Annotated in this window: 14 protein-coding genes and 1 riboswitch; of the genes, 2 read left to right on the top strand and 12 right to left on the bottom strand. The window is 32.3% G+C overall.

All coding sequences use genetic code 11. The annotated features are described in order from the left end of the window. The first annotated feature begins 16 nt into the window (after positions 1-16). A complete protein-coding gene (locus ACKTSW_RS11965; RefSeq protein WP_408025484.1) occupies positions 17-913 on the top strand; it encodes a sterol desaturase family protein in 897 nt (298 codons plus the stop codon). An 11-nt stretch (positions 914-924) separates the two neighbouring features. On the opposite strand, the gene moeB is transcribed toward ACKTSW_RS11965, so the two are convergent. From moeB to ACKTSW_RS11915, 10 genes are all read right to left on the bottom strand, one after another. Further along, on the bottom strand, positions 925-1,977 hold the full coding sequence (gene moeB / locus ACKTSW_RS11960) for a molybdopterin-synthase adenylyltransferase MoeB (protein WP_408025483.1): 1,053 nt from the start codon (positions 1,975-1,977) through the stop codon (positions 925-927). A 34-nt stretch (positions 1,978-2,011) separates the two neighbouring features. Continuing rightward, the gene (thiH, locus tag ACKTSW_RS11955) at positions 2,012-3,124 is read right to left on the bottom strand and encodes a 2-iminoacetate synthase ThiH (RefSeq protein WP_408025482.1); all 1,113 of its coding nucleotides are present in this window, start codon (positions 3,122-3,124) and stop codon (positions 2,012-2,014) included. 194 nt (positions 3,125-3,318) lie between these two features. Then, positions 3,319-4,089 (bottom strand): thiazole synthase, encoded by a 771-nt coding sequence (locus tag ACKTSW_RS11950; protein ID WP_408025481.1) that lies wholly within the window; start codon positions 4,087-4,089, stop codon positions 3,319-3,321. A gap of 11 nt (positions 4,090-4,100) precedes the next feature. Continuing rightward, positions 4,101-4,745, bottom strand: a complete 645-nt coding sequence (gene thiE / locus ACKTSW_RS11945; protein ID WP_408025480.1) for a thiamine phosphate synthase — start codon at positions 4,743-4,745, stop codon at positions 4,101-4,103. Position 4,746: 1 nt separating this feature from the next. Next, on the bottom strand, positions 4,747-5,502 hold the full coding sequence (locus ACKTSW_RS11940; RefSeq protein ID WP_408025479.1) for a hydroxymethylpyrimidine/phosphomethylpyrimidine kinase: 756 nt from the start codon (positions 5,500-5,502) through the stop codon (positions 4,747-4,749). 35 nt (positions 5,503-5,537) lie between these two features. Continuing rightward, positions 5,538-6,140 carry a thiamine phosphate synthase gene (locus ACKTSW_RS11935; protein ID WP_408025478.1) on the bottom strand — a complete coding sequence of 201 codons (603 nt, stop codon included), beginning with the start codon at positions 6,138-6,140 and terminating at the stop codon, positions 5,538-5,540. Positions 6,141-6,213: 73 nt separating this feature from the next. Beyond that, positions 6,214-8,073, bottom strand: coding sequence for a phosphomethylpyrimidine synthase ThiC (gene thiC, locus ACKTSW_RS11930; RefSeq protein WP_408025477.1), 1,860 nt, complete (start codon positions 8,071-8,073; stop codon positions 6,214-6,216). Positions 8,074-8,120: 47 nt separating this feature from the next. After that, a complete protein-coding gene (gene thiS / locus ACKTSW_RS11925; RefSeq protein ID WP_408025476.1) occupies positions 8,121-8,324 on the bottom strand; it encodes a sulfur carrier protein ThiS in 204 nt (67 codons plus the stop codon). 69 nt (positions 8,325-8,393) lie between these two features. Next, positions 8,394-8,488, bottom strand: a riboswitch (TPP riboswitch). Positions 8,489-8,583: 95 nt separating this feature from the next. After that, positions 8,584-9,537 carry an arginase gene (locus tag ACKTSW_RS11920; RefSeq protein ID WP_408025475.1) on the bottom strand — a complete coding sequence of 318 codons (954 nt, stop codon included), beginning with the start codon at positions 9,535-9,537 and terminating at the stop codon, positions 8,584-8,586. Positions 9,538-9,599: 62 nt separating this feature from the next. Beyond that, a complete protein-coding gene (locus ACKTSW_RS11915) occupies positions 9,600-10,886 on the bottom strand; it encodes a citrate synthase (protein ID WP_408025474.1) in 1,287 nt (428 codons plus the stop codon). Between the two features lie 448 nt (positions 10,887-11,334). Here ACKTSW_RS11915 and ACKTSW_RS11910 point away from each other — a divergent pair, with 448 nt between their 5' ends. Further along, positions 11,335-12,189, top strand: a complete 855-nt coding sequence (locus ACKTSW_RS11910; protein ID WP_408025473.1) for a M48 family metalloprotease — start codon at positions 11,335-11,337, stop codon at positions 12,187-12,189. A gap of 173 nt (positions 12,190-12,362) precedes the next feature. On the opposite strand, the gene ACKTSW_RS11905 is transcribed toward ACKTSW_RS11910, so the two are convergent. After that, entirely contained in the window at positions 12,363-13,010 is a 648-nt protein-coding gene (locus tag ACKTSW_RS11905; RefSeq protein ID WP_408025472.1) for a hypothetical protein, read from the bottom strand. A 74-nt stretch (positions 13,011-13,084) separates the two neighbouring features. Continuing rightward, positions 13,085-13,627 carry a hypothetical protein gene (locus tag ACKTSW_RS11900; protein ID WP_408025471.1) on the bottom strand — a complete coding sequence of 181 codons (543 nt, stop codon included), beginning with the start codon at positions 13,625-13,627 and terminating at the stop codon, positions 13,085-13,087. Positions 13,628-13,643 lie beyond the last annotated feature (16 nt).

Raw genomic sequence — 13,643 nt, 5'->3', positions numbered from 1 at the left:
AAGGAAAAACAAAAAAATGAAACGTAAAATAATTCCTTTTGTAGTTGTACCTACTTTATTAATTTCAACTCTTGTACTTGGTTACATAACTCTTAAAAATAGCTGGAATTTAGAATTGGCTTCCTATGCTATCTTTGTATTCTCGTTAATTTATATTGTAATACTAGAAAGGGTTATACCGTTAAAAGAAGAGTGGAAACCTACTAAACAAACACTTAAAACAGATGTAAAACATTTTATTTTTTCAGCTGTTTTATTTGATGCCTTTGGTAAAGCACTTGCATTATCGTTTGTTGTTTATCTTCAAAAGCATCTTTTTTTAACATTTAGTTTTTGGGATTCACTTCCTTTTTTCGCAGTATTTATCATTGCTAGTTTACTTGGTGATTTCTTACCTTATTTATATCATAGGATTAGCCACGTAGGCAATAAAAAATCCTCTTTTAGTCTTCTTTTATGGAAAATTCATTCAATTCATCACTTACCAACTAGTTTAAATTGGTTTAAAACAAACTGGATTCATCCTATTAATATATTTTTAAATACCATTTTAAAAATGGTTCCTCTTTTACTTTTAGGCTTTAGTGACGAAATTATATTTTTAGTTGGAATCACCTATGTTGTAATTGCTTATCTATCACATGCCAATATTAAAACAAAAAAAAGTTATTGGGACTATTTTGTTGTAACTCCTCAAGTTCATCATTTTCATCATAGTACTAAAATGAATGAAGCTAAAAACTTTAGTAATACTTTTCCTTTTTGGGATTTATTATTTGGTACCTATTACAATAGAAAAGGGCCTGTAAAAGAGGTAGGAGTAGTAAAAATAGATGAAATAATATACCCTAACGATAAAACATATATAAAGCAACTAATTTTTCCTTTAGTATCCTCAAACTGTTGTAAATAAGATTAAAAAAATTAGAAACCGCCTTTTAAATTGATAAAAGTAACCCGGTCAAACTCCTCTTGAAGAAAGTTAATAGCATGTTGGCTTCGTGTTCCTGATTTACAATACACTACTACAGGTCTGCTAGTGTGTACTTCTAGAAATCGCTGTGGTAATTCTCCTAACGGTATATGTTGCCCGCCAATATGCTTTTCTTCACGCTCCCAATATTCACGCACATCTAACAAATTATAGGTTGACAGATTGTTTTGTAATTCTTCTAAGGTTATTTCGTGAGTAACTGTTTTAATTCCACAAAAGAATTCATAATCTTTATTCAACTCCGTAACCTCAGCTTTGTTTGTCTTTTCAAAATTCAATATTATTTGGCGCATGCTTAAGGTATCATACATCAATAGTTTATTGGCTAACACCTCTCCTATTTGGCAAATGATTTTAATCGTTTCATTGGCTTGTAAACTTCCTATAATTCCTGGTAGTACTCCTAGTACACCAATGTCTGAACAATTGGGTGATTCTTCAGGTTTGGGTGGCGTTGAATATAAACATCGATATGTAGCACTTCCTTGGTAGTTAAACACGCTCACCTGACCTTCAAACTTAAAAATAGCTCCATATACTAAAGGTTTTTGAGTCAATACCGCTGCATCATTTGTTAGGTAGCGTGTTACAAAATTATCGCTCCCATCTACAATTACATCGTATTGCTGAAATAAAGTAATTGCATTTTGATTCGTTAGCTTTTCTCTGTATACATTAAACTGAACAAACGGATTCAATTTTGATAAGCGACTTGCTGCTGTTGCTGCTTTAGATTTTCCTATATCGTCTACCGTATATAAAACTTGACGTTGTAAATTACTTTGATCTACCGTATCATCGTCTATAATCCCAATCGTGCCGACTCCTGCTGCTGTTAAATATTGTAATGCAGGACACCCCAATCCACCAGCTCCAATTACTAAGACCTTTGCTTGTTTTAGTTTGAGCTGCCCCTCCTCTCCAATTTTATCAAGAATAAGGTGGCGATTGTATTGTTTTTGTTCTTCATTACTCAAATTCATAATTCTATTTTCTTGACTCTAAAAGTATAGCAACCTAACTTACAAACTGCTCCCAATCTTTCCAAACTACTTCTAATCCTTGATCTTTTAGCATCTCTACAATTTCTTCTGTACTTCTTTCGTCTGAAATTTCAAACTGTTCTAACGATTGTGGTTCAACACTATACCCTCCTGGATTTGTCTTTGACTCTGCACTTATTGAGGTTGCCCCTAAATTAACAATATTATTTCTAAAAACTTCACTTTCTCGGGTAGACATTGATAGCTCTACATCTTCATCTAATAGTCTAAACGCACAGATTAGTTGTACTAAATCTGCATCGGTCATTTCTACCTTGGGTTCCAATCCTCCTGAATGTGGTCTTAAGCGTGGGAATGAAATAGAATACTTTGTTTTCCAGTAGGTCTTCTGTAAATATTTTAAGTGTAATGCTGTAAAAAAGCTATCGGCACGCCAATCTTCCAGTCCAAATAAAGCCCCTAATCCTATTTTATGAACCCCAGCCTTTCCTAACCTATCAGGAGTATCTAATCGATACTCAAAATTAGATTTTTTCCCTTTCGGATGGTGTTTTTTATATTCCTCTTTATGATACGTTTCTTGGTATACTAATACGGCATACAGCCCTTTTTCTATCAGTAACTCATATTCATCTTGATCTAAAGGTTGAACTTCAATAGTAATATTTGAAAATTGAGAACGTATGAGTTGAATGGCATTTTTTATATAATCAACTCCTACTGTTTTATTAGCTTCTCCAGTAACTAACAAAATATGATCATAGCCTTTTCCTTTTAAAAAAGCAACTTCTTTTAAAATCTCGTCATCGGTTAACGTTCGTCTAGGTATTTTGTTTGTAAAACTAAATCCGCAGTAGGTGCATATATTTTGACATTCGTTACTTAAATACATCGGAGCATACATTTGTATGGTGTTTCCAAAACGCTTTTTAGTTAGCATACGACTCCTTTGTGCCATTTGCTCTAAAAATGGTTTTGCGGCGGGCGAAATGAGTACTTTAAAATCTTCTAAATCAAGTTTATCTTTTCCTAAAGTATTCTTTACATCAATTGCTGTTTTGTTGAAGATACTTTTTAATGTATCATCCCAATTGTATTGGCTAAATGTGTTTTTGAAACTACTCATAATGTATTGTTAGCTTTAACTTTTTTCCATTGATGAAAAAAGGAATAAAAAATCTAGTCTTATTAACTCTTAGCTGATAAAAGTCATATCCTCGAAACTAAATGAAAAGAACTCGCTCCGGTCAAACAGCTTTTTATTTTTAACGTTTCTTTCGGTAGGTTTTATCGCTTGACTTAATTATGACACTGTTTAATCTAACTTAAAAAACTTGTTAACGGACTACTTGCTTCTGCTTGTTTTCTTATGGGCGCTAATTTTGCTTCATATGCCATTCTTCCAGCTTCCACTGCCATTTTAAAAGCTTGTGCCATAGCTATAGGATTTTGTGATACAGCTATGGCAGTATTTACCAACACTGCATCCGCACCTAGTTCCATCGCATGTGCTGCGTGTGATGGAGAGCCTATTCCTGCATCAACAATTACAGGAACATTCGATTGCTCTATAATAATTTCTAAAAACTCTACTGTTTTCAACCCTTTATTACTCCCAATAGGCGCTCCTAATGGCATAACACATTGTGTTCCTACCTCTTCTAAACGCTTGCATAAAACTGGATCTGCATGGATGTAAGGCATCACTACAAATCCTAATTTCACTAATTCTTCTGCCGCTTTTAAGGTTTCTATAGGATCTGGCAATAAATACCTTGGATCTGGATGTATTTCTAATTTTACCCAATTTGTTTCTAAGGCTTCTCTAGATAACTCTGCAGCAAAAACAGCTTCTTTTGCCGTTCTAACCCCAGATGTATTTGGTAATAAATTAATTCGAGAATGATTTAAATGTGTTAAAATATTATCTTCTTCATTCTGTACATCTACTCTTTTTAAAGCAACTGTTATTAATTCACTTTCAGAAGCTAATAAAGATTCTCTCATTACTTCAGAAGAACTAAATTTCCCTGTACCTGTAAATAATCGAGAGGCAAATTTTTTATCTGCTATACTTAATATATTGTTCATTTTTTTTTAAACTACTTGTTCATTTTATACACTTGCTCTTGTGTACTTGGTGCATCTAAAATTTGATGAAAAACTGGAATGCTTGTAAAATCATTTGTTATTCCTCCAGAAACTGCTACTCCGTAAACACCTGTTTTAATAATTTCTGTAACATTATCTAAAGTAATTCCTCCAACCGCTATAATAGGAATTTCTGTATGTAATTCTTCAACTAATTTTTTATACCCTACCTTTCCTAAAACTGGACTTAATTTTTTTTTGGTTTCCGTAAATTGAAAGGGTCCTAAACCAATATAATCTACTTTTTTTTCTAGTAGAATTTTACAATCTTCTAGAGTATTCGCTGTACCTCCAATAGAGTACCATTTGCCTAAATAATCACGAGCTTTTAACGGACATATATCCTTTTTTCCTAAATGAACTCCATCTGCATTTACTTCCTTGGCTACTTTGTAATAGTCGTTTATAATCAACCTAGTCTGAAAATGACTTGTAACTTCTCTTGCTTTTTTTGCGGTTTCTAATAGCGTTTTCGGATCCATGTTTTTTAACCTAAGTTGTACCCATTCTGCTCCTGAAGCACAAGCTCTTTGAATATTTTCTAAATGTTCTTCAGGAGTTTTTCCTTGAGTTATGTAGTGTAATTTACTTATCATTTTATTTGTAATTATGGGTTCCTAAGAGGGATTCATTTGAATTTAAAAATTGTTCTGTATACCATTTTGCATTTTTACACGCGTCTTCTAAACTAATTTCTTTAACTAAATTAGCTGCTAAGGCTGAAGATAGTACACAACCGCTTCCGTGTTTTTCAAAAACCGAATCTGTAATAGGTGGAATATTTAGTTGTACTATTTTACTATGGTATATTTCATCCCATCCTCTTTTTTCTTCTCTATGACCTCCTTTTAAATAGATATTGGTTCTTTCTAAGATAAAGTCAATGGTCTCTTCGATTGTTTTTTCAGGAAATAGAGCTTTTATTTCATCATAGTTTGGAGTTACAAAATCACAATGTTGCAATACCTTTTCAAATACTTTTAAGTTTTTTTTGGAATGAAAATCAAATCCAGCACTCGCTTTTAATATTGGATCTAGCACAATATTTATTGTAGGGTTACAACTCTTCAACACTTGAACAACCTCTAATAATACTTCCCAAGATTGAATGATTCCTATTTTAGCTACAGCAATATCAAAGCGTTCAAAAAGTACTGTAATTTGATTGATAATTGTTTTTCTATCAATCCAAGTACACTCCTTAAAATCAACATCATTTTGAACCGTAACCGCAGTACATACTGATAGTCCGTACAAACCATGTGCCTCAAATGTTTTGATATCTGAAGTAATTCCTGCTCCGCTTGACGGATCAAGACCTGCAATAGTAAGTATGTAAGGTTTTTGTTTCATGTTTTTTAGCATGCTTTTTTTCTTCGACGAAAAGATTACTTAGTCGTACACTCCTTGTAATGACGTTTGATATTTTTAAAACTTTTTATTGGATTTTCTGCATTCCAAACACCTCCTAAAACACCTACTCCCTGAAAACCTAATTCAATTGTTTTTTGAATAGTATCGGTATTAATTCCTCCCATACCTATAATGGTTTTATCAATATGATTTACATCAAAACCTTTCCCTTCGTATCCTTTTTTTGAAATAGAAGAAAACACTGGACTCAATAGATGGTAATCAAATTCAACATCACAATTTGCTAATTCTTCAGGCTCGTGAAAGGAACTACTCATGGTTTTCCCCAACATATTTAACCCGATAAAGTATTCGCTTCCATTCTCTAGAGCATCAATTCTTTTTTGTTCTTGAAAATGAATACCTTTTAAATTGAATTCATTAATCAACTCATGAAAATAGTGTGTAACTATTCTACCATGATATTTTTTATCAACCTGATTCAAATAAGCTATATGCTCATCACAATTTTTAAAAGGCTTTCTAAAATGGTAATATTCCAACCCTTCTTCAAATAATTGATGTAGGATTTCAATCTCATTAGGAATATCTTTTTCTGAAGCTATTAGAACAATCATATAATCAGTTTTAAATTATGAATTACGAATTTAGAAATTGTCAACTCGTAATTCATAATTCTAAGTTTAGATTTTACAGATATACCTCTGATCCTTTATCTTTAAATTCTTTTGATTTCTCCTCCATTCCTTTTACAAAGACTTCATCTCCTTCTACTCTATTCTCTGCTGCAAAATCACGCACTTCTTGAGAAATTTTCATAGAACAGAATTTTGGACCACACATAGAACAAAAATGTGCAATTTTTGCTCCTTCAGCAGGTAATGTTTCATCGTGATACTCTCTTGCTAATTCTGGATCTAATCCTAAATTAAATTGGTCTTCCCAACGGAATTCAAAACGTGCTTTACTCAACGCATCATCTCTATGTTGCGCTCCTGGATGTCCTTTTGCTAAATCAGCTGCATGCGCTGCTAATTTATAAGTAACCACCCCTGTACGTACATCTTCTTTATTTGGTAAACCTAAATGTTCTTTAGGTGTTACATAACACAACATAGCACAACCAAACCATCCAATCATAGCTGCTCCAATTCCTGAAGTAATATGATCGTATCCTGGTGCGATATCAGTTGTTAAAGGTCCCAAGGTATAAAACGGTGCTTCATCACATGCTTCTAATTGCTTATCCATATTAGCTTTAATCATATGCATTGGTACATGGCCTGGTCCTTCAATAAAACATTGTACTTCATGCTTACGAGCTACTTTTGTCAACTCACCTAAGGTTTCTAATTCTGCAAACTGTGCTTCGTCATTTGCATCGGCGATACAACCTGGACGTAGACCATCTCCTAATGAAAAAGCTACATCATAAGCTTTCATAATTTCACAAATCTCTTCAAAATGGGTATATAAAAAGCTTTCTTTATGATGTGCTAAACACCATTTTGCCATGATAGAACCTCCTCTTGACACAATTCCTGTAATACGTTTTGCCGTCATTGGCACATAACGCAAACGAACTCCTGCATGAATGGTAAAGTAATCTACTCCTTGTTCGGCTTGTTCTATTAAAGTGTCTCTAAATACTTCCCAAGTTAAATCTTCAGCCACTCCATTTACTTTTTCTAAGGCTTGGTATATAGGAACTGTTCCTACGGGTACTGGTGAATTACGGATAATCCATTCACGGGTTTCATGAATGTTTTTCCCTGTAGATAAATCCATTATATTATCTGCTCCCCAACGACATGCCCATACTGCCTTTTCAACCTCTTCTTCTATTGAAGATGTTGTTGCTGAATTACCAATATTTGCATTAATTTTCACTAAGAAATTACGTCCCAAAATCATAGGTTCTGCTTCTGGGTGGTTTATGTTGGAAGGAATTACTGCACGACCTCTAGCTACTTCTTCTCTTACAAACTCTGGTGTGATTTTAGTAGGAATACTCGCTCCAAAATCTTGTCCTGGGTGTTGTTCTGACAAACGTGTCATTTCATCTATTCGCTGATTTTCACGAATGGCAACATACTCCATCTCTGGAGTAATTATTCCTTTTTTTGCATAGTGTAATTGTGTTACATTATGTCCTTTTTTAGCTCTTTTAGGTTTACTTTTTAAATTGAATCGTAAATGATTTAAATTTTTATCATTCAATCGTTCATTACAATATTCAGAAGTAAATTCAGTTAACTCTTCTACATCTTCTCTGTCTATAATCCATTGTTCACGAATACGCTCTAACCCTTTATGAATATTAATTTCTTTAGTTGGGTCAGTGTAAGGTCCTGAAGTGTCATACACTGTTACTGGTTCGTTAGGTGTTCTTTTTTTAGTCATTGAATCCACCGTATCGCTTAATTCAATTTCACGCATTGCTACGTTTATCTGCGGATGAATCTTTCCTTGGACATATATTTTTTTTGAATTTGGAAATGACTGTCTTGTTACTCCATTTTGTTTTGGTGCAGTATCTTTTTTCTTCATTTTAGGGTTGTTTGTTTATTGCTGTAATTTTTTGTTTACTGAAAAAATTATCCTCCTTGTGTAGATTTAATGATTAAAATAGCATCATTATTTTGGAGTATGCATGAAGTCCACTCTTCCCTTTTTACCACATTATTATTAATTGCTATAGCAATACCATTCGTTTGAACTTGAAGTTCATTAACTAACTCTTGTAATGAAAGTGTTTTGGAAATTTTTTTTTGAGTATCGTTTACTTTTATGCTTATCATATAAAAACTTATTTAAAGTAAACTGTAGAAGATGTTCAACGCCTTTATACAAAACACGACGATATGAACGTAATTATTACAACTTTTCCCTACGCTGGTGTTAACCATATCAGGTTCTAAGGATGTTTCTCAAACTAGTGAACTAGCTACTCCTAAAGTTTACTAAGGCAAATATAAAGGTTTATTTTTCCTAACAACCTTAATAAAAAGAAAAAAACGAGCCTAATCAGGCTCGTTTTTATAAATATTTTTTTGAGTTTTATAAACTCTTAATTTTTTTTGTTACTTCTTCAAGAACTTCAAAAGCCGTTTCGGCCATTTTATTACCTCTTAAATCTAATAACGGGTTAACTTCTACAAACTCTATACAAGCAATTTTGTTACTTGCCAATAATCCGTTTATAATATTAATTATTTCATACTGGTCAAATCCTTTTGGTACAGGTGTTCCTGTTCCGTAAGAAATCATATCACAATCCATAGCGTCTACATCAAACGACACATAAATTACATCACAATCAGATAGTTTATCTAGGGCTTCATTTACGCAAACTTCTAGTCCTCTATATCTAACCTCTTCAACCATATAGTTTTTAATTCCATACTTTTCTATTTGTTTATCTTCTGGTTCTTCTGTATCACGAACTCCAAAGAATACAATATCTTCTGGCGCTACTTTTTGTCCAAGAGTACCAATATTTTTCATACGTTCCCATAATTCAGAGGTCTCTCTATCAACGTCGTTAATTTGACTATCTAAATTATCATCTGCAATCACTGCTGCTAATGGCATACCATGAATGTTACCTGATGGCGAAGTATAAGGTGAGTGTAAATCTCCATGAGCATCTATCCAAATTACTCCAACTCTTTGCGTTGGATAAGCCGCTTTGACACCACTAATAGTTCCTAATGCAGAAGAGTGGTCTCCAGAAATAACTATGGGAAACTTTCCTTCTTGTAGATTTACTTTTACGTGGTTACTTAAGCGTTTACATTGATTAAAAACACTATCTATTCGTTTAGCAAATGAATTATTTACTTTATTATAAATAGATTCATTTTCTGTGATTACATCTTCAAAATCGAACGAATCAAAGTAATTGCTTTTTTTATTAATCGCGGCTATTTCAATAGCATCCACCCCCATATCAGAACCACGTGTTCCTGCTCCGATATCTGACCTATTTTTGATAATTTTAATTTCTTTCATCATCCTTTATGTTAATTAAAAAGTGTCATTTAGTATAATTAAATGACACTTTTTAAAATATTTTATCTCTTGTCTAATTCTACGAACTTCCTTGAGTTTTCTCCAACGTAAACTTGACGTGGACGACCAATTGGTTCTTTATTTAAACGCATTTCTCTCCATTGTGCTATCCATCCTGGTAAACGTCCTAAAGCAAACATAACTGTAAACATTTCTACAGGAATTCCCATAGCTCTATAAATAATCCCTGAATAGAAATCTACATTTGGATATAATTTTCTCTCTACAAAATATGGGTCATTTAATGCCTCTTGCTCTAATCCTTTTGCTATGTCTAAAATTGGATCTTCAACACCTAAGTTGTCTAATACTTCATCAGCAGCTTTTTTAATAATTCTTGCTCTCGGATCGAAGTTTTTATAAACACGGTGTCCGAATCCCATTAAACGGAAGGGATCATTTTTGTCTTTCGCCTTTGCCATGTACTTTTTAGTATCTCCTCCATCTTCTTTAATAGCTTCTAACATTTCAAGTACAGCTTGGTTTGCTCCTCCATGTAAAGGTCCCCATAAAGCAGAAATACCTGCTGATAACGATGCAAATAATCCAGCATGTGATGACCCTACAATACGTACTGTAGATGTAGAACAGTTTTGCTCATGATCGGCATGTAAGATTAATAATTTATCTAATGCATCTTTTACAATTGGATTTAGTTCATACTCATCGTTTGGTTTTTGAAACATCATCGTTAAAATATTTTCAACATAACCTAACTTACGAGATCCGTAGTTTAATGGTAGTCCTTTTTTCTTACGTAAAGTCCAAGCCACTAAGACTGGGAATTTCCCCATTATTTTAACAATCGCTTTATACATTTCTTCTTCTGAGTCAACGTTTACAGAAGATGGATTAAATGCAGTTAAGGCAGATGTTAATGATGATAATACTCCCATTGGATGGGCATTCTTTGGAAAAGCGTCAATAATCTTTTTAATATCATCATCTACAATAGCTTCATCCAAGATATCTCCATAGAATTTATCTAGTTGTTCTTTAGTTGGTAACTCCCCAAAAATTAAAGCATAGGCTACTTCTAAAAAGTCTGCTTTTTCAGCTAGTTCTTCAATTGAATATCCTCGGTATCTTAAAACCCCCTCTTCTCCATTCAAAAATGTTATAGCACTTTGGCATGAACCTGTATTTTTATACCCTGGATCAATTGTTATAACACCACCCGTGGCTCCTCTTAAGGTTTTGATATCAATTGCAGTTTCATTTTCAGTCCCTTTTACTAAAGGAAACTCATATGTGTTTTCGCCAATTTGTAATTTTGCTATATCTGACATTTTCTTACTAAAATTTTTATGATTGAAGTGAGTTGCGAAGATACCATTTTTTGAATTATTTTAAAAGCCTCTGATAATAGATTTTTAATATAAAAAAATCAGCTTATTTTATATTAAATAAGCTTTAAAAAGCTAAAACCACGCTTATCTGTAATATAATGTTTTATATAGAAAAAAGTAAGTTTTCTTTACAGAATTAGCTTTATCTGATTTCTTTTATTTTTATTTTTTTTGAAAATAAATTTAATATGATGGTTTTCGTACTCTTAACTACATGAATTTTTCCTTGATAAAAAATAATAATATTTAAAATAGAAAACTGGCGTTTCTTTAAAGTTTCTACACGTAAGCAAATAACATTGTAAAAAAAGTGTTATTATTTTGCTATTTATAAATAAGTATATACTTTTAAGAAAAATAAATTCAATTCAAAAAAAAACCTTTCACAATGAAAAAATTTAAATTTATTATTGCCTTATTATCTATCTCTTTTCTTACTGTACAGTGTACTCAAGAAGAAAGTAATTTAACAAACGATAACGCGCCTACAGGTGTTAGCTCACCAAGTATATTAGAAGTTAACAACGCTGAGTGTTATACTGTTGATGGTTTTGGTCCTAACTCTTATTGGGCTGAATATATAGTTAATCAATCTACTACCAATTTTTTAAAAACACAACACAGCAATGCTGCTAATTTTTTTGGTATGGGTAACGTACCTTTGTATTTAGCAGGTGGGAATGGAACCTTTAATGCGCTATCTTATCCTAATGGTTATGTAGTATGGGGTGAAGAATTATTGGCAAGTGCTTCAAACTATGGTAATGCTGCCATTGCATATGTTGCTGCGCATGAAATGGCACATCAGGTACAATTTAGAGATTATACAATACCTAGTTCTAACCATGTTAGTGCTACCGAATTAGAAGCTGATGGATTTGGAGGTTATTTTATTCGAAAAAAGTATACTAGCAACTGGAATACAGCTGCTAGCGCTTATAGCTTTTCACAAACTTTAGCTGGACCAATAGGAAGCTCTCATGGTAGTGCTGCACAAAGAAGATCTGCATATAGATTAGGATATTTATTAGGTGATAATGGAACTTATAGCAACAGAAGTTTTGATAATAACTTTTTTTACTACTATGATTATTATGTTGTAGGTGGTAGGTTAAAATCAGAATTAAAGAAACCAGCGTCTATGGAACAAAGTCAACATGAAACTATTGTTGCTCACCTAGAAGAATTACATAAAATTTATACAGGAGAAATTTCAGAAAATGAATTCTTAAACTTAAATTAAAAACAAATAACAAAATAAATATATAACGAATTGAATTTAATTTCAAAGGCTGTCTTATAATACAAGGCAGCCTTTGTTTTTTATTTTTTTTACTACTTAGCCTTGATTTGATTTTTCTTAATCTTCTTCATAATTCTTTTCAAAGCATGTTACTTTATTTATATAAAAAACAATTAAAACTGTAAACCTATTGCTAAACCATAGCCTCTCCTATAAACAATATCATCTGGTGTTTCGCTGTTTATTAAAGGTTCTTTTAACTCATAAGAATCATGGTCTAAAAAAATATTAAAAACGACACGAAAATTATCAAAATCTGTTAATTCTTTAATAGGGAACTGAATTCCTAATCGCATATTTCCGTTCCCTGCTTCATTTTTTACATTACTAGAAATACCAAAACCCCTTGTTATCAATAAATAAAAGTTTACTCCTTCATAATTTTTTAAATAATAACGTAAACTTCCTCCTAATTTTAATGCTGTAATACTCCCTTGTGATTGATGTTGCACACCAGCCACAGCACCTAAAGTAAGTTTCTTTAAAATTGGATAACCAATATTATAAAACAAATCAAACGATAAACGCCTTTTTAATTCTTTTCCTGTAAAATCTCCATCAATAAAATCATAGTTAATTTTAGTTGGTAATGACATACCTAACTCAGCTGTTTGTATAAGTTTTGGAGGTAACTCATTGGGTTTCTTTTCATCTTTAGCAATTTCTTTTCCTGTTTGTACTGCATCATAAATACTTATTTGAGCATTTGAAAATGCGCTAATAAACAACATTACAAGTAAAGCAAGCAATTTATTTTCCATAAAAGTATTTTTTTAGTTTTTAAACAACAACCTTACTAAAAACTAGCAAGGTTGTTGTTTCCACATTTTATATTTTACAAATCAAACCCTAGGTTTAGTTGAAACGTAAAAGGAAAAAGACCATGACCTCCATCTACATCAAAATAATAAATTGGTCCCATATCAAATAACAAGTGGAAGTTTTTACCATATTTACGTTGAATACCCCAAGTAGGACCTACTGCAAAGTCTAAACTTTTGGTTACTATATCATCTCCAAAAAGAGTTTTCCCCCTTGTTAACATACGAGCTGACACAAAATTTCCTGAATTGTTGGTTATATTCAACTCTTTTATTTTACGTTTCTCAAAATTATAAAACCATTTGTGCTGTACATCTAAAAAAGGGTTAATAGCGTATACTAGTCCTGTATCTACATCAGAAGTAGAAGAGTGTGGGTAACTACCACTATATCCTATTCCTGCTCCTATAGAAAGGGTTGAATTATTTCCAATAGGCATTTCGTATTCAATACCTGGATTTAAGAAATTTACTCTCCAAACACGCTGTGTTCGCTTTTCTTGAGAAAATAAAGTTATTGTAAGTAAAATAAAAGACAATAATAATATCTTTTTCATAGTAGCTAAATTTATA

The organism is Tenacibaculum sediminilitoris, assembly GCF_964513795.1.
In the GTDB taxonomy this organism is placed as follows: Bacteria; Bacteroidota; Bacteroidia; order Flavobacteriales; family Flavobacteriaceae; genus Polaribacter; species Polaribacter sediminilitoris.
Note: the sequence above shows the minus strand (reverse complement) of the source record. Positions and strands in the feature narration are given on the sequence as shown.

What these genes read in the sequence shown, in the direction of transcription:
- ACKTSW_RS11935 (WP_408025478.1), bottom strand. Translation starts at nt 6,140, where the DNA reads ATGATTGTTCTAATAGCTTCAGAAAAAGATATTCCTAATGAGATTGAA.
- ACKTSW_RS11910 (WP_408025473.1), top strand. Translation starts at nt 11,335, where the DNA reads ATGAAAAAATTTAAATTTATTATTGCCTTATTATCTATCTCTTTTCTT.
- ACKTSW_RS11940 (WP_408025479.1), bottom strand. Translation starts at nt 5,502, where the DNA reads ATGAAACAAAAACCTTACATACTTACTATTGCAGGTCTTGATCCGTCA.
- moeB (WP_408025483.1), bottom strand. Translation starts at nt 1,977, where the DNA reads ATGAATTTGAGTAATGAAGAACAAAAACAATACAATCGCCACCTTATT.
- thiC (WP_408025477.1), bottom strand. Translation starts at nt 8,073, where the DNA reads ATGAAGAAAAAAGATACTGCACCAAAACAAAATGGAGTAACAAGACAG.
- ACKTSW_RS11965 (WP_408025484.1), top strand. Translation starts at nt 17, where the DNA reads ATGAAACGTAAAATAATTCCTTTTGTAGTTGTACCTACTTTATTAATT.
- ACKTSW_RS11915 (WP_408025474.1), bottom strand. Translation starts at nt 10,886, where the DNA reads ATGTCAGATATAGCAAAATTACAAATTGGCGAAAACACATATGAGTTT.
- thiH (WP_408025482.1), bottom strand. Translation starts at nt 3,124, where the DNA reads ATGAGTAGTTTCAAAAACACATTTAGCCAATACAATTGGGATGATACA.
- thiE (WP_408025480.1), bottom strand. Translation starts at nt 4,745, where the DNA reads ATGATAAGTAAATTACACTACATAACTCAAGGAAAAACTCCTGAAGAA.
- ACKTSW_RS11900 (WP_408025471.1), bottom strand. Translation starts at nt 13,627, where the DNA reads ATGAAAAAGATATTATTATTGTCTTTTATTTTACTTACAATAACTTTA.
- ACKTSW_RS11950 (WP_408025481.1), bottom strand. Translation starts at nt 4,089, where the DNA reads ATGAACAATATATTAAGTATAGCAGATAAAAAATTTGCCTCTCGATTA.
- thiS (WP_408025476.1), bottom strand. Translation starts at nt 8,324, where the DNA reads ATGATAAGCATAAAAGTAAACGATACTCAAAAAAAAATTTCCAAAACA.
- ACKTSW_RS11905 (WP_408025472.1), bottom strand. Translation starts at nt 13,010, where the DNA reads ATGGAAAATAAATTGCTTGCTTTACTTGTAATGTTGTTTATTAGCGCA.
- ACKTSW_RS11920 (WP_408025475.1), bottom strand. Translation starts at nt 9,537, where the DNA reads ATGAAAGAAATTAAAATTATCAAAAATAGGTCAGATATCGGAGCAGGA.